This is a genomic window from Mycolicibacterium arseniciresistens (assembly GCF_030519285.1).
Lineage (GTDB): Bacteria > Actinomycetota > Actinomycetes > Mycobacteriales > Mycobacteriaceae > Mycobacterium > Mycobacterium arseniciresistens.
The window spans coordinates 26,156-46,968 of the sequence record NZ_JAUMSQ010000014.1 but is presented as its reverse complement, the minus strand read 5'-3'; the positions used below and the strand labels follow the sequence as shown (position 1 = coordinate 46,968).

Here is a 20,813-nt window from a genome sequence, read left to right as displayed (position 1 = left end):
CCGGTCGCCATGAGCGACCGGCCCCGACGTCGTTCTCAGCCGCGGGGCAGTCCGAGTACCTGCGTGGCGATGATGTTGCGCTGGATCTCCGACGTGCCGCCCGCGATCGTCCCTGAGAAGCTGCGGGAGAAGCGCTCGAACCAGCTCGCGAAGTAATGGTCGAGGTTCATGTGCTCGTAGCGGCCGGTGGTCGAGGGATGCACGAGTCCGTCGGCCCCCGCGGCGGTCAGTGCGGTGTCCGCGGCGCGCATCTCGGCCTCCGAACCGAACAGCTTGAGCACCGACACCGATGCGGTGTCCGACTCGCCACGGGCGGCACGCGCCAGACCCGCCGAGCCCATCGCCCGCAGCGCCTGGTAGTCCATGATCATCGACGCATACTGGTCGCGTTCGATCTCGGTGTGCGGTTCGAAGTCGGCGATCATGTTGTCGATCCGGTCGGCGAAGCCGAGCCACATCATGGTGCGTTCGTGGCCGAGTGAACCGTTGGCCACCTTCCAGCCGCCGTTCAGCGGTCCGACGAGGTTCTCGGCGGGCACCCGCACGTCGGTGAAGAAGACCTCGTTGAAATCCTTGTTCTCCTCCCCGCACAGGTCGGCGAACGGCCGGCAGACGACACCGGGCAGGTCGGTCGGGATGATCAGCACGCTGATCCCCTTGTGCTTCGGCGCGTCGGGGTCGGTGCGCACGAAGGTCAGCAGGAAGTCGGCGTCGTGGGCGCCGGAGGTCCACACCTTCTGGCCGTTGACCACGAAGTCGTCGCCGTCGCGCACGGCCCGGGTGCGCAGCGACGCCAGGTCCGAGCCCGCACTCGGCTCGCTCATCCCCAGCGACGCGGTGATCTCACCTTTGAGCACGGGCACCGCCCAGCGCTGCTTGTGTTCGTCGGACCCGAACGAGATCAGCGACGCCGCAACGATGTTCACGCCCTGCGGGTTGAAGCTGTGGTAGATGCGGCGCCGGCAGAGCTCGTCGAGGTGGACGAAGGTCTGCAGCACCGACGCATTGCGGCCGCCGAACTCCGGCGGCTGTGCGGGCAGCAGCCATCCGTTGTCGAACAGCAACCGCTGCCAGTCACGGGCCCACTGCGGCATGTGCGACACCGAGCGCGGCCGCTCGAGCGTGTCGGCCTCGTCGGGCAGGTGCTCGTCGAGGAAGGCGGAGAACTCGGCCCGGAACTCCTCGACATCGGAATCGAAGGTCAGCTGCATCTAGAAACCCCTGTACTCCTCGGCGATCCGGGCCCGGTGCTCGGCGGCGCCGCCGAGCAGGAGCTCACCGGCCTTCGCCCGCTTCAGTGCGAACTGCAGGTCGTTCTCCCAGGTGAAGCCCATGGCGCCGAACAGTTGCAGGCCGTGCCGGAACACGATGGACTGACACTCACCCGCTGAGGCCTTGGCCATCGCCGCCGCCATCCGGCGGCGCGGGTCGTCGGCCGCGATGGTCAGCGCGGCGAAATACGACAGGGCCCGGGCCCGTTCGATGGCGACGTGCATGTCGACCGCCTTGTGCTGAACGGCCTGGAACGAACCGATGGGCACCCCGAACTGGTGACGCTGCTTGGCGTGGTCGAGCGCCAGGTCCAGGATCCGCTGGCAGGCGCCGACCATCGTGATCGCCATGCCGGTCAGCGCGAGGTGGTGCGCCTTCTCCGCGTCGACGTGCACCCGGGCGGCGTCGGAGACCCGCACTCCGGGGAACGACACCTCGGCCACGTGCAGCACCGGATCGAACACCGGGCTGCGGCGCGACGACACCTCCGCGGCCTCGACGAGGAAGACCCCGGCCTCGGTGACCACGGCCAGCCGGTCGGCCCGGTCACCGTCGACGACGTTGCGGGCGATGCCGTCGAGCACCCAGCCCTCTGCGTCGCGGTGGGCGCTCACTCCGGAGTACACCGCCGCGCCCGCCTGCTGCGGGTCGTACCGGTCGGCCGCCAGCGGCGCGTACTGGGTCAGCGTCGCGAGGAAGGGTGTCGGGTCGGTGGCCCGGCCAAGCTCCTCACAGACGATGGCGAGCTCGACGGTGTTCTCCTGGTCCGTCAGCTCGGTCCAGCCGGCGTCGACGTACAGCTTCCACAGCGGGGTCGGGTCACCCTCGGGTGAGTCAGGGTCTTCGGCCACGCTGCGGACCAGCGAGGGTGGGCACTGTTTGGTCACCGCGTCGCGCACGGTCCCCTGCCACAGCCGCTGATCGGCATCGAACTCGAGTAGCATCCGGCGCCTCCTGGTGCGATGTCACGACCCTAGGAGAATAGCATTCTCGCAACGTGTCGCTCCGTTCTCCCGTAACGGTCATGAGGTTACCTAAGCAGTCTGCTGGGCGACTGACCAGCAGGCACGCTCACCTGCACAGATGCGGGTATTCGGCAAGAGAACAGAATTCTTGCCTTTGAAGAACTAGCATTTACACTGGGGGCAGGTCCGGCTCCGCCGCGCGTCGTCTTCGACGGTGCGCAGCCCGCGCGAACCGGACGAACACGGAGGTCAGCCTTGGTCATGGAGCACCCCGACGGGACGCGTACACCCGTCATCGATGCGAGCGTGCACATCTTCTGCAAGTCGAACAAGGACCTGCGGCAGAACTTCCTGCGGGAGCCGTTCCGCAGCCGGGGTTTTCCCGACTACGAGATGGACTGGTACGGGGCGCCCGGTGGCGAATACGCCAAGGGCACCACGGGTCCCGACAAGCAGTACCCCGGCTCCGACCCGAACATCGTCGCGCGCCACCTGTTCGACGAGCGCGGCGTGGACGTGGCGATCCTGCACCCGATGGGCCGCGGCATCATGCCGGACCGACACCTCGGGTCCGCGCTCGCCGCCGGGCACAACGAGATGATGGTGACGCGCTGGCTGGACGACAGCGCACACGGCGAGCGATTCCGGGGCACCATCCGCGTCAACCCCGACGACATCACCGGTGCGCTGCGCGAGATCGCCAAGTACAAGGACCACCCACGGGTGGTGCAGATCGGCGTGCCGCTGCAGTCGCGCGAGTTGTACGGCAAGCCGCAGTTCTGGCCGCTGTGGGAGGCGGCCGTCGACGCTGGACTGCCGGTGGCCGTGCACTTCGAGGTCGGCTCGGGAGTGATGCTGCCGCCCACCCCGAACGGCATCACCCGCACCTACGAGCAGTTCGTCGGCTTCACCGCGATGAACTTCCTCTACCACCTGATGAACATGATCGCCGAGGGGGTGTTCGAGCGCATGCCCGCGCTGAAGTTCGTCTGGGCGGACGGCGCCGCGGACATGCTGACGCCGTTCATGTGGCGGATGGACTGTTTCGGCAGGCCCCACCTCGAGCAGACGCCGTGGGCGCCGAGGATGCCGAGCGACTACCTACCCGGTCACACCTACTTCATCCAGGGTGCGCTCGACGGCCCGGGCGACGTCGGATTCGCCGGTGAGTGGGCGGGCTTCACCGGCAAGGACGACATGGTGATGTACGGGTCGAGCTACCCGCACTGGCAGCTCAACGATCTGTCGGTGCCCGGCTCCTACAGCGCCGAGCAGCGCGACAAATTGTGCTGGCGCAATGCCGCGGAGCTGTACGGCGTCGAAATTCCTGTCATCGCATCCGCAAGTGCTGCACAGTAGAGGTAGAAGAGGAGCGATCATGACAACGATCCCGTCCGTCACAGCCAATCCGAGGATTCCCGCTGCCGAACGCATCGCGGTCCGGTGTGTCGACTCCGACGTCCACCCCGCACCCCGTACCGGCGAGCTGGGTCAGTACATCCCCGAGCCGTGGCGCAGCCGCTACTTCGGCAGCCACAAGGTCGGCGACCAGATCTACTACGACGCCCCCGACTACGCGCACTCCTACGCGATGCGCGTCGACGCCTTCCCCGCCGATGGTGAATTTCCCTGCAGCGATCCGGATCTCGCGTTCAAGCAGCTGATCATGGAGGCGGGCGCGGACATCGCGATCCTGGAGCCCGCCGCCTATCCGGCGCGGATCCCCGAGGCGAACCACGCGATGAACTGCGCGCTCAACGACTGGCAGGACAAGCACTGGCTCGACAGCCACAACAACTGGCACGAACGCTGGCGCGGGTCGATCTGCCTGGCCATCGAGGAGCCCGAGCGCAGCGTGGAGGAGATCGAGCGCTGGGCCGGCCATCCCTTCATGGCGCAGATCCTGATCAAGGCCGAGCCGCGCCCGTCATGGGGCAACCCGAAGTACGACCCGATCTGGGCCGCGGCCACCAAACACGACATCACCGTGAGCTGCCACCTGTCGCGCAGCCACTACGACGAGCTGCCCATGCCGCCGGTCGGACTTCCCAGCTACAACCACGACTTCATGGTCACCTACTCGCTGCTCGCGGCGAACCAGGTGATGAGCCTGATCTTCGACGGCACCTTCGACCGGCACCCCAACCTGCGGATCGTCTTCGTCGAGCACGCGTTCACCTGGATCCTCCCGCTGATGTGGCGGATGGACGCGATCTACGAGGCCCGCAAGTCCTGGATGGACATCAAGCGCAAGCCGAGCGAGTACGTCAAGGACCACATCAAGTTCACCACCCAGCCGCTGGACTATCCCGAGGACAAGACGGAACTGACCCGGGCCTTCGAGTGGATGGAATGCGAGAAGATCCTGCTGTTCTCCAGTGACTACCCGCACTGGACGTTCGACGACCCGCGCTGGCTGGTCAAGCACCTGCCCGAGCACGCCCGCGAGGCCATCATGTTCCGCAACGGCATCGCGACATACCACCTCCCCGAGACCGTTCCGGCGCTCGAGGGCCAGGTCCGGGTCTTCTGACCTATGACCGAGCAGAGTCAGGCGCCCCGGCCGCCGGCGGGGCGCGAACCCCGGCTCGCGCAGGGGCGTGAACACGTCGTCGCCACCGTCGACGAGATCCCGCCGGGCACACACAAACTGGTGCCCATCGGCAGGCACGGTGTCGGCGTGTACAACGTCAACGGCTCCTTCTACGCCATCGCGAACTACTGTCCGCACGAGGGCGGTCCCCTGTGTTCGGGACGTGCGCGCGGCCTCAACGTCGCCGACGACAGCGTCCCCGGTGACGCGGTGATGGTTCGCGACAAGGAGTACATCTTCTGCCCCTGGCACCAATGGGGTTTCGAGCTCGCCACCGGCACCACCGCGGTCAAGCCGGAGTGGAGCATCCGCACCTACCCGGTCCGGGTCGTCGGCAACGACGTGCTCGTCCAGGCCTGAAGCGGACCTCGCGCCCAGAAATCGGAGACAAGTTGCCCAACAAGAAGATCGAGATCAACGGCGGCAACGTCGTGTACGAAATCCTGGGCAAGGAGGGCGAATTCATCGTCCTCACCCCGGGCGGCAGATTCAGCAAGGACATTCCCGGGCTCAAGCCGCTGGCCAAGAAGCTCGTCGAGGGCGGCTACCGGGTGCTGCTGTGGGATAGGCCGAACTGCGGCAAGTCCGATGTGCAGTTCTACGGCCAGAGTGAATCGCACATGCGGGCCGACACCCTGCGAGCGCTGATCACCGAGCTGGAGATCGGGCCGTGCATCATCGCCGGCGGGTCCGGCGGCGCACGCGACTCGATGCTGACCACGATGCTCTACCCCGAGCTGGTGAAGAAGCTGGTGGTGTGGAACATCGTCGGCGGTGTCTACGGCTCCTTCGTACTCGGGTCCTACTACATCGTGCCGAGCATCCTGGCCGTGCGCGGCAGCGGAATGGCCGGCGTCGCCGAGGTGTCGGAGTGGCGGGAACGCATCGCGGAGAACCCCGACAACCGCGACCGCCTGCTCGCACTCGATCCCGACCAGTTCCTGAAACTGATGCTGCGCTGGCTCAATGCCTTCGTGCCAAAGCCCGGCCAGACGATCCCCGGCGTCGAGGACGAGATGTTCGACAACATCACGGTGCCGACGCTGATCATCCGCGGCGGCGAGAACGACCTCGACCACCCCAAGCGGACGTCACTGGAGGTGAGCTGCCTGATCAAGGGGGCGACCCTGATCGATCCGCCGTGGCCGGAGGACGCCTGGGAGCGTGCGAGCGAGAAGCGGGCACAGGGGAAGGTGAAGCGCTTCAACATGTTCGACACGTGGGTGCAGGCGGCCCCGGCGATCCTGGACTTCCTGCGGACGCCGGCCGGCCGGAGATGACCGCTCGTCAGCGCGTGACGATGCGCACCTCGCAGTTGAGCGAGGCCTCGAGCGCCGTGTGGATCCGGCTCTCCGGCACCCGCTCGAGGTCACCCTTGGCGAGCGTCACCTGCACCACGTCCCAGCCCTCGTCCCCCGGCGTGCGCTCGATCGCCCCTGTCAATCCGAAACCGGCGAGCACACCGACGGCGTCGTCGTCGGTGCCCCGGCTGATGAAGGTCACCACCCCGGGCACCGGTTCCGTGCCGAACGCCTTGGCGCACAGGGCCACCGCCGTGTGCATCACCTCCTCGGCCGCAGTGGCGAGCATCAGCACCTCGACCTCTCGGCGGGCGGGCGGCAGCGCCGCGAGGTCATCGGCCAGCACCTCGGCGCCCGCGTCGGCCGCCAGCCTGCGCAGCGTCGTCACCCCGTCGCGCAGTTGTTCGGCACCGAGCTCACCGGACGGGTCGACACCGACACGCACCACCGCGGTTCTCATGTCTGCCAGCCTATCCGCGGGCAGTGACGGGAGGCAGGCATGAACACCACCGCCGCGACACCCGAACTCACCGTGGCGGAGTGGCCCGGCACCGCCGCCCGGCTCCTGCGCGACGACCTGGGCTCCGGCACCGAGGATCTCGCGGCCTACACCGCCCAGGGCGGATACCAGCCATTGCCCGACCCCGACGGCCTGCTCGACGTGATCGACCTGTCCGGTCTGCTGGGCCGCGGCGGCGCCGCGTTCCCGCTCGCGGTCAAGCTCCGCACCGTGCGCGACAACGGCCGCCGCGCCGGCGGCGCGGTCATCATCGCCAACGGCGAAGAGGGCGAGCCCGCGTCGGTCAAGGACCGCTGGCTGCTGCGGCACCGGCCGCACCTGGTGCTCGACGGCCTGCGGTTGGCCGCCCGGATCGTCGGCGCCGACCGGGCATACCTGTACGTCTCGGACAGCCGTGCCGCCGAGGTCGCCTCGGGCGCGCTGGCCGAACTCGGTGAGCGCTCCGAAGGCCCGCCGGTCTCGGTCGTGACCGTGGCTGCGGGTTATGTGGCCGGCGAGGAGACCGCGGCGGTCCGCTTCGTCAACGGCGGTCCGGCCAAGCCGAGCGACAAGCCGCCACGGCCGTTCGAACACGGCGTCGCCGGGCTGCCGACGGCCGTGAGCAACGTGGAGACCCTGGCCAACCTGCCCTTCCTGCTGCGGCACGGGTCCGAGGCGTTTCGGGCCGCCGGGACGTCCACCTCGCCCGGCACTTTCCTGGCGACGGTCACCGGTGGTGGCAGGCCGGCAGCCTTGTACGAATTGCCGCACGGCACAGCCTTCTCCGAGCTCCTCGACGTGTACGGCGTACCGGCGGACGAGGTGCGTGGCGTGCTGATGGGCGGCTACTTCACCGGGCTGATGAACCGTGACGTGCTCGACACCACGCTCGACCACGAGACGATGCAGCGGGTCGGCAGTGGCCTGGGCTGCGGCGCGGTGTCGTTGATCACCGACGAGTGCCCGATCGCGGTGGCGGCCTCGGTGATGGCGTACTTCGACCGGGAGAACGCCGGTCAGTGCGGCTCATGCTTCAACGGGACCGCGGCGATGTCCGCCGTGACGAGTGCGCTGCGCGACGGCGCGGCGACCACCGAGGACTTGGCGCGGCTGGAACGCTGGTCGGTGGTGCTGCGCGGACGCGGCGCCTGCGCGACCCTGGACGCCGCGACGAACGTGGCGGCCACGCTGTTGCGCAGCTTCCCGCAGGAGGTCGCCCGTCACCTCGAGAGTTCATGCAGCTCATGCGGTTCTACGGTGTACAACGCGATGCGGCCCTACGAGGTGGAGGCGGTGATGACACCGTGAGAGTGCGTCTCGACCGGACGATGTGCGACGGGTTCGGTGTCTGCGCGAAACACGCCCCGGAGTACTTCTCGCTCGACGACTGGGGCTATGCGTCACTGGTCGGCAACGGCACGGTGCCCGAGGCCGATCAGCCCGCCGTGCGGCGGGCACTGCTGGACTGCCCGGTGCACGCGATCATCGAGATGGCGACCGATGAGCGCGCGCGCGAAGAGCATGTGACCGATGAGCGCTCGCCGCTGCCTCCGGCGGGCGACGGGCTGCCACGCGTCGAGGAGTCCGACCCCGACCATGCCGACGTGGCGCGCGAAGCACAGATGATGCCGGGGATGTGAGATGACCGATATCCCGGGACGGCCGGTGCCGCAGCTGACGGCGCAGAACGAGTTCTTCTGGACCGCGGGCGCCGACGGTGTGCTTCGTCTGCAGCAGTGTCAGGACTGCGAGTCCTACATCCATCCGCCGCAACCGATCTGCCGCTACTGCCGCAGCCGCAAGCTCGAGCCGAGCGAGGTGTCGGGCAAGGGCACGATCGCCGGCTTCACCGTCAACCACCGGTTCGGCTTCCCCGACCTGCCCCCGCCCTACGTCGTCGCGGAGGTCGCGATCCTGGAGGATCCGCGGGTCCGGCTGACCACCAACATCGTCGACGCCGATCCCGACTCGGTGGCGATCGGCCAACCGGTCGAGGTGGCGTTCCAGCAGGTGGCCGACGTGTGGCTGCCGGTCTTCACGCCTGCGAGCGACGCCGGACAGCAGCCGGTGCTGCCGACGGACGAGATCGCGCCTGCGGATTTCGGCAAGCACGTCCGGCCGATGTTGCGCAGCGACAAGTTCGAGGACCACTCGGCGATCACCGGTGTCGGGGCCTCCCGGCTGGGCCGCAGGCTGATGGTGCCACCGCTGTCACTGACGATCGACGCGGGTGAGGCCGCCGTCGCCGACGCCGGCCTGACCTTCGACGACATCGACGGGCTGTCGACCTATCCCGGTCTGGACATCGCGGGGATGGGCGAGGGTGGTGTCAACGCGCTGGAGGGCGCCCTGGGCCTGCGACCCACCTGGATCAACGGCGGGATGGACACGTTCGGCCCCGGTGGTTCGGTGATCGCGGCGATGATGGCCGTCGCCACCGGCCTGGCGCGCCACGTGCTGTGCTTCCGCACGCTGTGGGAGGCGACGTTCGGGCAACTGATGAAAGAGGGCAAGATGTCCCCGCCCGGGGGCGCCCGCACCACCAGTTGGCAGATGCCCTTCGGCGCGACGTCAGCGGCACACACGCTGGCGCAGAACGCACATCGTCACTTCGACCGCTTCGGCACCACCCGTGAGACGCTCGGCTGGATCGCCCTGAATCAGCGGACGAACGCCGGTCTGAACCCGACCGCGATCTACCGCGATCCGATGACCATGGACGACTACCTGTCGGCGCGGATGATCACCACACCGTTCGGGCTCTACGACTGCGACGTGCCGTGTGACGGCGCGGTCGCCGTCGTGGTCTCGGCGGTCGACGCGGCCCGCGACCTGGCGAAGCCGCCGGTGTACATCGAGGCGGTGGGCACGCAGATCGTCGAACGCACCGACTGGGACCAGACCACACTGACCCACGAGCCGCAGGTGCTCGGCCAGGCCGCCCACCTGTGGACCCGGACATCGTTGCGGCCCAGCGACGTCGACGTCGCCGAACTGTACGACGGGTTCAGCTTCAACTGCCTGTCGTGGCTGGAGGCGCTCGGCTTCTGCGGGATCGGCGAGGCGAAGGACTTCCTCGACGGCGGCCACAACATCGCCCGCGACGGCGTGATCCCGCTGAACACCCACGGCGGGCAGCTCTCCCACGGGCGCACCCACGGCATGGGCCTGATCCACGAGGCCGTCACCCAGCTGCGTGGGGAGGCCGGCGAGCGGCAGGTGTCCGGCGCCCGGGTGGCGGTCACCAGCAGCGGTGGCCTCACGCCCAGCGGGGTGCTGCTGCTGCGGGCCGAGGCATGATGACGGCGCCACGGCCGCGGGTGGTGATGGTCGACAGCCTGGGCGACCTCGTCCCGATGTCGGCGCTGGTCGCCGAACCGGAGCACGAACCCCGGGCCGTGCTCGTCGCGCTGCACGGCGGTGCGAGCACCGCGGCGTACTTCGACTGCCCCGGCCATCCCCGGTTGTCACTCCTGCGCCTCGGCGCCGCACTGGGTTTCACCATGGTGGCGCTCGACCGCCCGGGCTACGGCAGCTCGGCGGCCTACCCCGACGCGATCGCCAGGCCCGAACAGCGGGTGGCATTGGCATACGGCGCCGTCGACAAGGTGCTCGGCGCCCGCCCCCGGGGAGCGGGACTGTTCGTGCTCGCCCACTCCAACGGCTGCGAACTCGCCCTGCGGATGGCCGCGAGTGACGACCCGCGCCGCGCCGAACTTCTCGGTCTGGCGCTCGCGGGCACCGGATTGCGCTATCACGACGCTGCTCTGGACATCCTGCGGAATGCGTCGGCGACCCACCGGCCGCCGGGACTGCGGGCACTGCTGTGGGAGCCCGCCGACCTGTACCCCGCCGACGTGCTCAGCGGGATCACCAATTCGTCGACCGGCGCGCCCTACGAGGCGGGCATGGTGCGGGACTGGCCGCACCGGGACTTCCCTGCGCTGGCCGCCCAGGTGCGGGTACCGGTGCAGTTCAGTCACGCCGACCACGAACGGGTCTGGCGGTCCGACCCCGATGCGCTTGCCGAGATCGGCGCGGCGTTCACCGCCGCCCCGCGGTTCGTCGCCGAGGAAGTCGTCGGCGCGGGCCACAACCTGAGCCTCGGCCTTCGCGCCGCGGCCTATCACCTCAAGGTGCTGTCGTTCGTCGAAGAGTGCGTCGTCAATGTCGAGGTCGCCCGCGAAAACCGGTCGGCAGGAATCGAAGTGGAGGCCGGCTGATGCGGGTTGGATTCATCGGGCTGGGAAGCCAGGGCGCGCCGATGGCACGGCGGATCGTCGAAGGGGGACACGAACTCACGCTGTGGGCCCGCAGGCCCGCGTCGGTGGAGCCGTTCGCGGACACCGCCGCCAAGATCGCGGACACCCCGGCCGAACTGGCCGCGGCCAGCGACCTGGTCTGCCTGTGCGTGGTCGGCGACGACGACGTCCGTCAGGTGCTCACCGGTGAGACCGGGGTGCTGGCCGGACTGGCGCCCGGCGCCGTCATCGCCATCCACAGCACCGTGCACCCCGACACCTGCACCGAGATCGCCGAACTCGCCGGGCGCCACGACGTCTCGGTGCTGGACGCACCGGTCAGCGGGGGCGGCCCCGCCGCCGCCGACGGCACACTTCTGGTGATGGTGGGCGGTGCCGAGACCGATGTCGAGAAGGCCCGGCCGGTGTTCGCGACGTACGCCGATCCCGTCGTGCACCTCGGCCCGCTCGGCAGCGGTCAGGTCGCCAAGATCCTCAACAACCTGCTGTTCAGCGCCAACCTGGGCAGCGCTTTGAGCGCGCTGGAGCTCGGCGACTCACTGGGCGTGGCCCGCGACAAGCTGTGCGAGGTGCTGGTTCGCGGCTCGGCGACCAGCAAGGCGGTCAACAGCATCTCGATGTTCGGCGGCACGGTCGAGGGACTGGCGCCCATCGCCGGAGCGCTGCTGCAGAAGGACGTCCGCCACGCGGCAAGCCTGGCCGCCGCCGCCAAGGCGGCCGAGGGATCGGTGTTCACCGCGGCCGACACCGCCCTGCAACACATGGATCACCCGCGATGACCGACGTCGGTTTCGTCGGCGCCGGCCGGATGGGCGCACCGATGGTGGCGCGTCTGGTCGCCGCGGGCCACACCGTGCGCGCCGCCGGCCGGACGGCCGAGAAGCGTTCTGCGATAGAGGCGTTGGGCGCCGCGCCGGTCGACGATCCGGCCGGCGCGGCCGACGGCGCCGACGTCGTCATCGTCTGCGTGTTCACCGATGAACAGGTCAGGCAGTTGTGCCTGGACGGCGATCTGGTGAAGGGGATGCGGCCGGGCGCCACGCTGGTCGTGCACACCACCGGCAGCCCGCGCACGGCACAGGCGATCGCGGAGCGGTTCTCCCATGTCGAGGTCATCGACGCACCGGTCAGCGGCGGCCCGCACGACATCGCCGCGGGTTCGGTGACGCTGTTCGTCGGTGGGCCCGACGACGCGGTGACACGCCTGACACCGTTGCTGTCCGCCTACGGCGACCCGATCCTGCATGCGGGAGGTACGGGCGCCGGGCAGCTGGTCAAGCTGGTCAACAACACCCTGTTCGCGGCGCAGATCGGGCTCGTCAGCGAAGGCGCCAGACTGGGCGCCCGGCTGGGCGTCGGCGAGGGTCCGCTGTTGGCCGCGCTGACCCACGGCAGTTCTCAGAGCCGGGTGCTGAGCATGATCGCCGCTGCCGGTTCCACCGGGGCGTTCGCCTCCGCGGTCGGGGAGTTCGTCGGCAAGGACATCGCCGTCGTCCGCGACACCGTCGCCGAGCTCGGTGGCGACCTGGGGTTGCTGGACGCACTGGTAGAGGCGGGAACTCGTGCGTGAGGCCGCCGGTTCGGGCGATTCGCCGGAAATAGGCGCATACTTCGATGATAATTTTGAGACTTACAGTCTCTCAGATTTCCGTAACGTGCCGGCACTGATCTCGCCGCCGAGGAGGATTCCATGACCAAGCCCAAATTGGTGTTCAGCCCCTACTCGCAGGAGTACTTCGACGACCCCTACGAGATCTACCGGCGGATGCGCGACGAGACCCCCATCTACTACGACGAGGAAGACGACTTCTACGCGCTGACCCGGCACGCCGACGTGGCGGCGGCACTCAAGGATCACGAGTCGTTCTCCTCCACCCGCGGGTGCCACCTGTCCATGATCAAGTCCGGCCAGGGGTTCCAGAAGTCGATCATCTTCATGGATCCGCCGGAACACCGCTTCATGCGCAGCCTGCTCAACAAGGCGTTCACCCCGAGGGCCATCCAGTCGCAGCGTGAGACCGTCGTCGAACTCGTGCAGCACTACCTGTCCCAGGTGGATTCCGACGGCTTCGACGTGGTGCAGGACTTCTCCGGCCCGTTCCCGGTCGAGGTGATCACCCGGATGGCCGGCGTTCCCGAGGAGTTCCGCCAGCAGGTGCGGCACTGGATCGACAAGGGTCTGGAAGTCAAGCCGGGACAGCTCTATCTGTCCGACGAGAACATGCAGGCCAACATCGATGCGGGGGTCTACTACTACGGCCTGGTGCAGGAGCGGCGGGAGAACCCGCAGGGCGACATGATCAGCCGCCTGATCGCCGCGGAGATCCCCGGCGAGAACGGCGAGATGCGCAGACTCGACGACGTCGAGATCACCGGCTTCGTCGCGCTGCTCGGCGGCGCGGGCGCCGAGACCGTCACCAAGCTGGTCGGCAGCGCCGTGGTCGAGTTCGCGCGGCATCCCGAACAGTGGCGGATGCTGCTCGACGACCGCAGCCTGGTGCCCGCCGCCGTCGAGGAGTTGCTGCGCTACGTGGGCCCGGTGCAGTACAACGTGCGCTACACCCTCAAGGAGACCGAGGTGCCCAGCGGCACCATCCCCGCGCACAAGCCGGTGTTCCTGATGAAGGCCGCCGCCAACCGCGACCCGCGGGCGTTCGACGACGGCGAGACGTTCGACATCACCCGCGACCGCGCGCAGGCGCAGAACCTCGGCCTCGGCTACGGCATCCACAGCTGCCTGGGCGCCGCGCTGGCCCGCCTCGAGACGGTCATCGCGCTGGAGCACCTGCTCGATTTCATGCCCCGCTTCGAGGTCGACTTCGACGGTCTGCAGCGCGTCACGATGCAGAACGTCGCCGGCTATCACCACGTGCCTGTGCGGGTGATGCGGTGATCGAGCAAGAAGCGGAGCGGGATCGCGCATGACCCAGAAGATCGAGGTCGACTTCGGCCTCTGCGAGAGCAACGGGGTGTGCATGGGCATCATCCCGGAGGTGTTCGACCTCGATGACGACGACTACCTGCACGTCCTGCAGGACGAGGTCACACCCGAGAACGAAGAGCAGATCAAAGAGGCCGTGCGGCAGTGCCCGCGACAGGCCATCGCCATCCGCGACGAGTGACCGACTCACCGGCACCCACCGCGGCGAAATGAGAGAGTGAATGACCACATCGAAGCTCGTGTTCGACCCCTTCTCCGAGGAGTACTTCAACAGTCCCTGGGAGATCTACCGGCGCATGCGTGAGGAGGCGCCGGTCTACTACAACGAGGAACAGGACTTCTACGCGTTGTCCCGGCACGCGGATGTGGCGGCGGCGTTCAAGGACTGGGAGACGTTTTCGTCGGCGTACGGCCTCGACCTGGCGATGGTGAAGTCCGGCGAACCGCTTCCGATGAAGATGATCATCCTGATGGACCCGCCCGAGCACCGTCAGATGCGCAGCCTGGTCAACAAGGTGTTCACCCCGCGCGCGATCGCGAACCTCAAGCCGATGGTCATCGAGACCATCGACCAGTGCTTCCGCGCCGCCGACCCCGGGCATTTCGACGTCGTGCAGGAGTTCTCCGCGTTCTTCCCGGTGGAGGTCATCACCCGGATGCTCGGCGTTCCCGAGGAGCGTCGCCAGCAGGTGCGCCAGTGGGTGGACACGTCCCTGCACCGGGAGCCCGGCCAGGTCGAGATGTCCCAGGAGGGCCTGCAGGCCATCGCCGAGGCGATGGGCCTGTACTACGAGCTGATCCAGCAGCGGCGGGCCGAACCGCAGGACGACATGTTCACCCGTCTGGTGCAGGCCGAGATCCAGCGCGAAGACGGGCAGATGGAGAGCCTCGACGACTTCGAGATCGCCGGCTTCGCCACCCTTTTGGGCGGCGCGGGCGCCGAGACGGTCACCAAGCTGATCGGCAACGCCGCGGTGACGTTCGCCCAGAATCCCGACCAGTGGCAGAAGCTGCTGGACGACCGCAGCAAGATCCCCGCCGCGGTCGAGGAACTACTGCGCTACGAGGCGCCCGCCCAGTACAACGTGCGCCGCTCAATGAAAGAGGTGACGCTGCACGGGGTCACGATCCCCGAGGGCAAGCCGGTGTTCCTGCTCGGCGGGTCGGCCAACCGCGATCCCGAGGCCTTCACCGATGCCGACACGTTCGACATCGACCGCGACCGGACCGAGGCGCAGAACCTGGGCTTCGGGTACGGGGTGCACAGCTGCCTCGGCGCGGCGCTCGCCCGGATGGAGAGCGCGATCGCCCTCGAGCGGCTGCTGGACTTCATGCCCCGCTACGAGGTGATCTGGGACGACTGCAGGCGGGTGGCGATGCAGAACGTCGCGGGCTGGTCCCACGTCCCGGTGCGCGTCCTGCGCTGACCGACCCGGGGCGCGGCCGCACGCCACCCGGCTGCGCATCTCCGGTCAGTCGCGTTTCGCCTCGTAGCGCAGCAGGACCGTGCCGCCCGGGAAGGTGCGGTTCTCCACCAGCCGCAGCGAGATCCATGACGGCAGTGCCGGGAAGAACGGTGTGCCGCCGCCCACGGCGGTGGGCGCCACGACGATCCGGTACTCGTCCACCAGCCCGGCCGCCACGATTGGTGCGGCCAGCGTCGCGCCGGCCACCTCCAGTTGGCCGTCGGTCTCGGCCTTCAGCTTCGTCACCACCTCGACCGGGTCGCCGCGTTCCAGGCGGGAGTTCCAGTCGACGGACTGCAGGGTGCGCGAGAACACGACCTTGGGCATGTCGCGCCAGATCTGTGCGAAGTCGACGATCATCGGGGTGGCGTCCGGAGCCTCGTCGGCGGTCGGCCAGTACGCGGACATCAGGTCGTAGAGCCGCCGCCCGTAGAACGCGCACGCGGTCTCCCGCTCGAAGTCGTTCCAGTACTGGTGCAGTTCTTCACTCGGATCCGACCAGTCGATGCTGCCCTGCGCATCGGCGATGTACCCGTCGACCGACACGGTGAAGCCATAGATGAGTTTGCCCATGCAGATCAGACTGCATCACAGGGCAGAACTCATCGCGCGACGACTCAGAAGCCGGAGAAGATCGCCCCGTTGCAATCCGCGGCGGCCTGACGCAACTTGAGCGCCGCCTGGTATTCGTCGGAGTAGTACCACTCCTTGGCGGCGTCCACCGATTCGAACTCCAGGAGCACGGTCTGCGTGCCGTGCCACTGGCCCTCGATGGCTTCCACCGCGGGACCGAACGCCAGCACCTTCGCGTTGGCCATCGTCTGGCTGGCCAGCTTGCCGTATTCGGCCATGCCTGCCGCGTCCTTGACGTCTTCGGTGATGATCACATAGCCCTTGGGCATGCCGGAGTCCTTGTCTCTTCGTGGTTTTCGGTCAGTCGATCAGGTGGATAGCGCGTTCCGGGCAGTTGTCGATCGCCTCCTGCGCCGCCTTCTCCAGCCCGGCGGGCACGTCGGGGGGATCCGCCGCGGCCCATCCGTCGTCGGTCAGTTCGAACACCTCGGGGCACAGCGTCAGGCACATCCCGTGCCCGGCGCAGCGGTCCTCGTCGACGGCGACACGCATCAGAGGTCGAACTCGAGATGCAGTTCGGTCAGGCCGCGAAGAATGTAGGTCGGGATGTAGGAGTAGCGCCGCTGCCCCGCCGGACCGTGTTTCTCCTCGGAGATCCGGATGTCGGTGGTGCGGTCGAGCAGCCGTTCGAGTCCCACCCTGGTCTCCGCGCGCGCCAGCGGGGCGCCCGGGCAGCTGTGGATGCCGCGGCCGAATGCCAGGTGCTGGCGGGCGTTCTTGCGCTCGGGATCGAAGCTGTCGGGATCCTCGAAGCGGCGCGGATCGCGGTTGGCCGCACCGTTGATCACCATCACGGTGCTCCCGGCGCCGAGGGCCTCCTCGCCCACCGTGGTCGGCACCCGCGACATCCGGAAGTCGCCCTTGACGGGGCTCTCGATGCGCAGGCACTCCTCGATGAAATTGCCGAGCAGACTGCGGTCCTCGCGCAACCTGCGCTGGACGTCGGGCTGGTCGCCGATCACCTTCAGCGCGGTGCTCAGCAGCCGCACCGTGGTCTCCTGGCCGGCAGAGAAGACATTCGTCGCCACCCGCACGACGTCGGCGACCTCGGGCATGGTGCCGTCCGGGAACGCCGCCGTCGCCAGCCCCGTCAGCACATCGTCGCGCGGTTCGCGGCGACGGTCCTCGACGTAGGTGGCGAACACCTCGTACAGGTACTCGAGCGGCGTCTTGGTCAGCGTCTTGTCCGCGTTGCCCAGCCCGCTTCCGTGGGTGCCCCTGGCCAGCCGCTCGATCAGTTCGCCGCGGTCCTCCTCCGGCACGCCGAGCAGGTCGGCGATCACGCGCAGCGTGAACGGCCCGGCGAAGCCCTTGATGAACTCACCTTCACCCGGTGCGAGGAAGTCGTCGAGGATGTCGTCGGCGAGCTGCCACATCGCGTCCTCGTTCTCCTTGAGGCGCTTGGGCGTGATGAGCCGCATCAGGAGCGCGCGGTGATTCGTGTGGGTCGGCGGGTCCAGCGTGGGCAACTGGTCGCTGAACGGGATCTCGTCGCGGTGCTTGACGATGAGGTCTGACAGGTCGGTGTTCTCCAGGCCCTCCAGCGGCACCGGGAAGCCGGGGAACGGTCCGGTGACCGAGATGCAGGAGGAGAAGCTCTCCGCGTCGTTGTAGACGTCGACCGCTTCCTGCCACCCGGTGACCATCGTGACGCCGTACTTGTCCTCGCGGCTGACCGGGCACTTGCTGCGCAGCGCGTCGTAGAACGGGTACGGATCGTCCAGCACACGCGCGTCCCGGAAGAAGTCGACCGCCGTGAGGTCTTCCGCCATGTGTGACTCCGTTCGGATCGAGCGAGAATGTGATTCTCATCTTTGCGTATCAGGTTTTCACACCGGTTGCGCGCCGTCAACGAGTGGAGTGCTCGGCCCCGGCTCGTCCTCGTCCTGGATCTCGAAGGTGTTGACCGCCGTCGCCAGCAGGTCGTAGCAGCCGACGGTGAAAACGAGGTCCATCCGCTGACGGTCGTCGAACACCCGCCCCAGCGCATGCCATGTGGCATCGGTGACGGCATCGCGGTCGTGCAGTTCGTCGACCGCGTTGACCACCAACCGATCGGTCTCGTCCGCGGGCGCGCCGGCGTGCACACCGTCGATCTCGGCGTCGGTCAGGCCGGCGCGGTGGGCGATCGGGACGTGATGGTGCCACAGGTAGTCGCACCCGCGGCGCTGCGCCGCACGCAGCACCGCGATCTCGCGCACCCGGTCCGGCAACGTGGAATCGCGCAGCACATGGGCGTTGAACGTGAGGTAGGCGTGGGTGAGACCGGGATGATGCAGCAGCGTCGACAGCACGTTGCCCGCGTCGCGGGGATTGCGACGCTCGGCGGGCAACAGCGACCGCAGCGCTTCACGGCTGTCGTCAGTCCATTCGCCGTCGGGCAGCGGCGCCAGGCGGGTCACTGGATCGGTTCGTCGCCGAGCACCGTGGTGCGCAGCATCTCCCGCGGCGAATCGGGGTCGTACGGCGCCGCCCGGTGCAGGACACCGTTGTTGTCCCAGATGACGGTGTCGCCGACCGACCAGCGGTGGCTGTACACCAGGCCGGGCTGCGTGGCCCGCTCGAGCAGCCCGGCGAGCAGGGCCCGGCCCTCGTCGAGGTCCATGCCGACGACGTGGTCCGCCGAGGCGCCGAGCACCAGTGACCGCCGGCCGCTGCGGTGCGTCCACACCAGGGGGTGCTCATGGGTGGGACGACTCCGCCACTTCGCCACCTGCTCCGGTGAGGGATCGGGCGTGATCCGGCGCTGCGAGGCCTCCAGCGAGTGCACCACCCGCAGTGCCCCGAAGCGGTCCTTCTCCTCGTCGCTGAACGCCTCGTAGGCGGCGTAGGAATTCGCGAACTCCGTCTCGCCGCCGCGCGATGCCACCTGCTTGGCCGACAGCACGGTCGCCTTCTGCGGACATTCGTCGTTCAGCGGCGTGCAGCCGTCGATGTGCCAGTCGAACGTGGCGCGAAGGTAGGCGGCCGACGAGTTCTTCGACTTGTCCAGCGTCACCGGGTAGATGCCTGGCACCGGGTGGTGCCCGTCCGAGGAGTGGTCGATCTCGCCGAGCCGGCGGCAGAACTCGACCTGCACCTCGGGCTGCAGCCCCAGACCGGGGAACACCAGCACGCCGTTGTCCTCCAGCGCGTCGAGCACCGCCTCGCCCAGCGAGTCGTCTCCGGCCAGCCGGTCCGGGTCGACGCCGGTCACCTCGGCGCCGACCGAATCGGTCAGCTTGTTGATCGTCAGAAGGGTCATGCGTGTCCTGTCTGTCAGGGCACCGGCGCGCTGACGCGGTCGATCACGGCGTCGGCGGAGTCGGCGGGTTTCTGGGTACCGAAGACCTCGACGGCCATCGAGACCATGACCATCGAGTAGATGAGGTGGAGCAGGTTCAGCACGTCGTCGGGGACGTCGTCGAGCGGGAACTTGTCGCAGAAGTCGATCGCCTCCTCGAACCGCGGGGAGAACGCGTCGTAGAACCTGCGGATCTCTGGCATCGGGGTGTTGAGCCGTGCCTCCCAGCGCTGCGGTTCGGTTGCCAGGCACCACTTCTCGGCGAACGGCTCGAATTCGGCGAACGCACTGGGCAGTCGCGATTCGGCCATCCTCACACCCCCACCGGTGAGCGCTCGCTCTTGTAGTCCTCGACCCAGTCCACGGCGACCTTGTGCAGGTGGCGGACGAGGATCTCCTGGTCGTTGAGCGGATAGTCCTCGACCACGTCGTATTCGAGTGCCGCCTGCGTACCGCCGAGCATGCCGGCGTCCTGCAGCGCGAACTCCTTGAGCACCACCGAGGCGACCTCGTGCTCGATGCGTTCGCGCACGGTGCGCGCCGGGTGGAAGGCGTTGTAGGCCTCGAATTTGTGCGTGTTGTGCGACGTCGGCCAGTAGCGGTACAGCAGGTACCAGCCGTGGTAGATCAGGATCTCCAGGTTGGGGAAGATCTGGAAGTTGGTGATGCCCCACGGTTCGATGCCGCCGGGGTTGAGGCCCGCCGAGAAGTGCGTCTCCGGTGTGCGCCACGGACCCACCAGTCCGCTGCGGGTGGCCCGCTCCACCGGATACATGTATTCGGGGGCGAGCAGCCAGCGACGGGTGCCCGCCGTGGACACCAGCCGGTGCGGCCCGTCGATCTGGAAGTGCCCGCATTCGAAGGTCTGGTTGGGTTGGCGCACCTCGGTGGGCACCTGCTGCGAATGCAGCGACGGCACGTGGTAGTACTCCTGGAACGCGTCGGCGAAGATCTTCCAGTTGCTGTTGTTGTGAGCGACGAAATCGTAACGCTCGGTCATCAATTCGAACGGGTAGTCGTCCAGGGCGGTGATCATCGGTCCGAGGAACTCGCGCAGGCTCTGGCGCGGTTCGGGGTCGAGATTGATGAACACGAAGCCGTTCCACACATCGCAGTGCACCGGTGCCAGACCGTACTTGGTGGTGTCGAGGTCGAAGAACTCGCCGGGCTGCTGCACGAACTTCAGCTCTCCGTCGAGCCCGTAGCGCCAGCCGTGGTACTTGCAGGTGAACTGCCGGCAGGCGCCCTTGACCTCCTCGTTCGGGAAGTCGTTCCACACCAGCTTGTTCCCGCGATGGCGGCAGATGTTGTAGAAGGCCCGGATCTGCTCGTCGCGGCCCTTGACCACGATCACCGACGTGTTCGCCGCGTGGATCTCCTTGGTGAGGTAGCTGCCGACACGCGGCAGTTCCTCGACGCGCGCGACGTTGAGCCACGCGCGCTTGAAGATCGCCTCGCGCTCGAGTTCGTAGAACTCCGGCGAGGTGGAATCGCGGAACGACACCGGCCCGGTGCCCAGTTCCGGATAGTGCTCGGTCCAGCTGCCCTCCGCCGGCTTAGGCCACTTCGCCATGCGAACCTCCCTGTCGTGGTTGCGT

The 20,813-nt window shown here is 68.1% G+C and carries 24 protein-coding genes; 13 read left to right on the top strand and 11 right to left on the bottom strand.

The annotated features are described in order from the left end of the window. Positions 1–35: 35 nt before the first annotated feature. Complete coding sequence (locus tag Q2100_RS03995) at positions 36–1,211, bottom strand: acyl-CoA dehydrogenase family protein (protein ID WP_302912905.1); 1,176 nt, start codon at positions 1,209–1,211, stop codon at positions 36–38. Continuing rightward, positions 1,212–2,216, bottom strand: coding sequence for an acyl-CoA dehydrogenase family protein (locus Q2100_RS03990; protein ID WP_302912904.1), 1,005 nt, complete (start codon positions 2,214–2,216; stop codon positions 1,212–1,214). Positions 2,217–2,498: 282 nt separating this feature from the next. On the opposite strand from Q2100_RS03990, the gene Q2100_RS03985 reads away from it, so the two are divergent. The 4 genes from Q2100_RS03985 to Q2100_RS03970 are packed head-to-tail and all read left to right on the top strand — an operon-like array spanning position 2,499 to position 6,110. Then, on the top strand, positions 2,499–3,596 hold the full coding sequence (locus tag Q2100_RS03985) for an amidohydrolase family protein (protein WP_302912903.1): 1,098 nt from the start codon (positions 2,499–2,501) through the stop codon (positions 3,594–3,596). Positions 3,597–3,615: 19 nt separating this feature from the next. Then, complete coding sequence (locus Q2100_RS03980) at positions 3,616–4,770, top strand: amidohydrolase family protein (RefSeq protein ID WP_264015542.1); 1,155 nt, start codon at positions 3,616–3,618, stop codon at positions 4,768–4,770. Positions 4,771–4,773: 3 nt separating this feature from the next. Continuing rightward, positions 4,774–5,190 carry a Rieske (2Fe-2S) protein gene (locus tag Q2100_RS03975; RefSeq protein ID WP_302912902.1) on the top strand — a complete coding sequence of 139 codons (417 nt, stop codon included), beginning with the start codon at positions 4,774–4,776 and terminating at the stop codon, positions 5,188–5,190. 32 nt (positions 5,191–5,222) lie between these two features. Then, positions 5,223–6,110, top strand: coding sequence for an alpha/beta fold hydrolase (locus Q2100_RS03970; protein ID WP_264015544.1), 888 nt, complete (start codon positions 5,223–5,225; stop codon positions 6,108–6,110). Between the two features lie 7 nt (positions 6,111–6,117). Here the strand turns inward: Q2100_RS03970 and Q2100_RS03965 are convergent, their stop codons facing one another. Beyond that, positions 6,118–6,591 (bottom strand): hypothetical protein, encoded by a 474-nt coding sequence (locus Q2100_RS03965; RefSeq protein WP_302912901.1) that lies wholly within the window; start codon positions 6,589–6,591, stop codon positions 6,118–6,120. A 39-nt stretch (positions 6,592–6,630) separates the two neighbouring features. On the opposite strand from Q2100_RS03965, the gene Q2100_RS03960 reads away from it, so the two are divergent. The 9 genes from Q2100_RS03960 to Q2100_RS03920 all read left to right on the top strand — a co-directional run bounded on the left by Q2100_RS03960 (position 6,631) and on the right by Q2100_RS03920 (position 15,260). Beyond that, entirely contained in the window at positions 6,631–7,938 is a 1,308-nt protein-coding gene (locus tag Q2100_RS03960; RefSeq protein ID WP_302912900.1) for an NADH-ubiquinone oxidoreductase-F iron-sulfur binding region domain-containing protein, read from the top strand. Beyond that, a complete protein-coding gene (locus tag Q2100_RS03955; RefSeq protein WP_302912899.1) occupies positions 7,935–8,270 on the top strand; it encodes a ferredoxin in 336 nt (111 codons plus the stop codon). Before Q2100_RS03960 ends, Q2100_RS03955 begins: the two co-directional genes overlap by 4 nt. A gap of 1 nt (position 8,271) precedes the next feature. Further along, the gene (locus Q2100_RS03950) at positions 8,272–9,930 is read left to right on the top strand and encodes a thiolase C-terminal domain-containing protein (protein WP_302912898.1); all 1,659 of its coding nucleotides are present in this window, start codon (positions 8,272–8,274) and stop codon (positions 9,928–9,930) included. Next, entirely contained in the window at positions 9,930–10,853 is a 924-nt protein-coding gene (locus tag Q2100_RS03945) for an alpha/beta hydrolase (RefSeq protein WP_302912897.1), read from the top strand. Before Q2100_RS03950 ends, Q2100_RS03945 begins: the two co-directional genes overlap by 1 nt. Then, positions 10,853–11,671, top strand: a complete 819-nt coding sequence (locus Q2100_RS03940) for an NAD(P)-dependent oxidoreductase (protein WP_302912896.1) — start codon at positions 10,853–10,855, stop codon at positions 11,669–11,671. The genes Q2100_RS03945 and Q2100_RS03940 overlap by 1 nt, the downstream gene beginning before the upstream one ends. Beyond that, positions 11,668–12,462, top strand: coding sequence for an NAD(P)-dependent oxidoreductase (locus Q2100_RS03935; RefSeq protein ID WP_302912895.1), 795 nt, complete (start codon positions 11,668–11,670; stop codon positions 12,460–12,462). The genes Q2100_RS03940 and Q2100_RS03935 overlap by 4 nt, the downstream gene beginning before the upstream one ends. 120 nt (positions 12,463–12,582) lie before the next feature. Continuing rightward, a complete protein-coding gene (locus Q2100_RS03930) occupies positions 12,583–13,785 on the top strand; it encodes a cytochrome P450 (protein ID WP_302912894.1) in 1,203 nt (400 codons plus the stop codon). A 28-nt stretch (positions 13,786–13,813) separates the two neighbouring features. Then, on the top strand, positions 13,814–14,014 hold the full coding sequence (locus tag Q2100_RS03925) for a ferredoxin (protein ID WP_264015553.1): 201 nt from the start codon (positions 13,814–13,816) through the stop codon (positions 14,012–14,014). 40 nt (positions 14,015–14,054) lie between these two features. Further along, a complete protein-coding gene (locus Q2100_RS03920) occupies positions 14,055–15,260 on the top strand; it encodes a cytochrome P450 (RefSeq protein ID WP_302912893.1) in 1,206 nt (401 codons plus the stop codon). Between the two features lie 45 nt (positions 15,261–15,305). Here the strand turns inward: Q2100_RS03920 and Q2100_RS03915 are convergent, their stop codons facing one another. The 8 genes from Q2100_RS03915 to Q2100_RS03880 are packed head-to-tail and all read right to left on the bottom strand — an operon-like array spanning position 15,306 to position 20,788. Beyond that, positions 15,306–15,872, bottom strand: a complete 567-nt coding sequence (locus tag Q2100_RS03915; RefSeq protein WP_264015555.1) for a dihydrofolate reductase family protein — start codon at positions 15,870–15,872, stop codon at positions 15,306–15,308. Positions 15,873–15,916: 44 nt separating this feature from the next. After that, the gene (locus tag Q2100_RS03910) at positions 15,917–16,201 is read right to left on the bottom strand and encodes a DUF1330 domain-containing protein (protein WP_302912892.1); all 285 of its coding nucleotides are present in this window, start codon (positions 16,199–16,201) and stop codon (positions 15,917–15,919) included. Between the two features lie 31 nt (positions 16,202–16,232). Further along, positions 16,233–16,424 carry a ferredoxin gene (locus Q2100_RS03905; RefSeq protein WP_264015557.1) on the bottom strand — a complete coding sequence of 64 codons (192 nt, stop codon included), beginning with the start codon at positions 16,422–16,424 and terminating at the stop codon, positions 16,233–16,235. After that, positions 16,424–17,704, bottom strand: a complete 1,281-nt coding sequence (locus tag Q2100_RS03900; protein ID WP_302912891.1) for a cytochrome P450 — start codon at positions 17,702–17,704, stop codon at positions 16,424–16,426. The genes Q2100_RS03905 and Q2100_RS03900 overlap by 1 nt, the downstream gene beginning before the upstream one ends. Before the next feature lie 57 nt (positions 17,705–17,761). Further along, the gene (locus Q2100_RS03895; RefSeq protein ID WP_302912890.1) at positions 17,762–18,334 is read right to left on the bottom strand and encodes a carboxymuconolactone decarboxylase family protein; all 573 of its coding nucleotides are present in this window, start codon (positions 18,332–18,334) and stop codon (positions 17,762–17,764) included. After that, entirely contained in the window at positions 18,331–19,176 is an 846-nt protein-coding gene (locus Q2100_RS03890; protein ID WP_302912889.1) for a TauD/TfdA dioxygenase family protein, read from the bottom strand. Before Q2100_RS03890 ends, Q2100_RS03895 begins: the two co-directional genes overlap by 4 nt. Positions 19,177–19,190: 14 nt before the next feature. Further along, positions 19,191–19,526 (bottom strand): hypothetical protein, encoded by a 336-nt coding sequence (locus Q2100_RS03885; RefSeq protein WP_264015561.1) that lies wholly within the window; start codon positions 19,524–19,526, stop codon positions 19,191–19,193. A gap of 2 nt (positions 19,527–19,528) precedes the next feature. Continuing rightward, entirely contained in the window at positions 19,529–20,788 is a 1,260-nt protein-coding gene (locus tag Q2100_RS03880) for an aromatic ring-hydroxylating oxygenase subunit alpha (RefSeq protein WP_302912888.1), read from the bottom strand. Between the last annotated feature and the right edge of the window lie 25 nt (positions 20,789–20,813).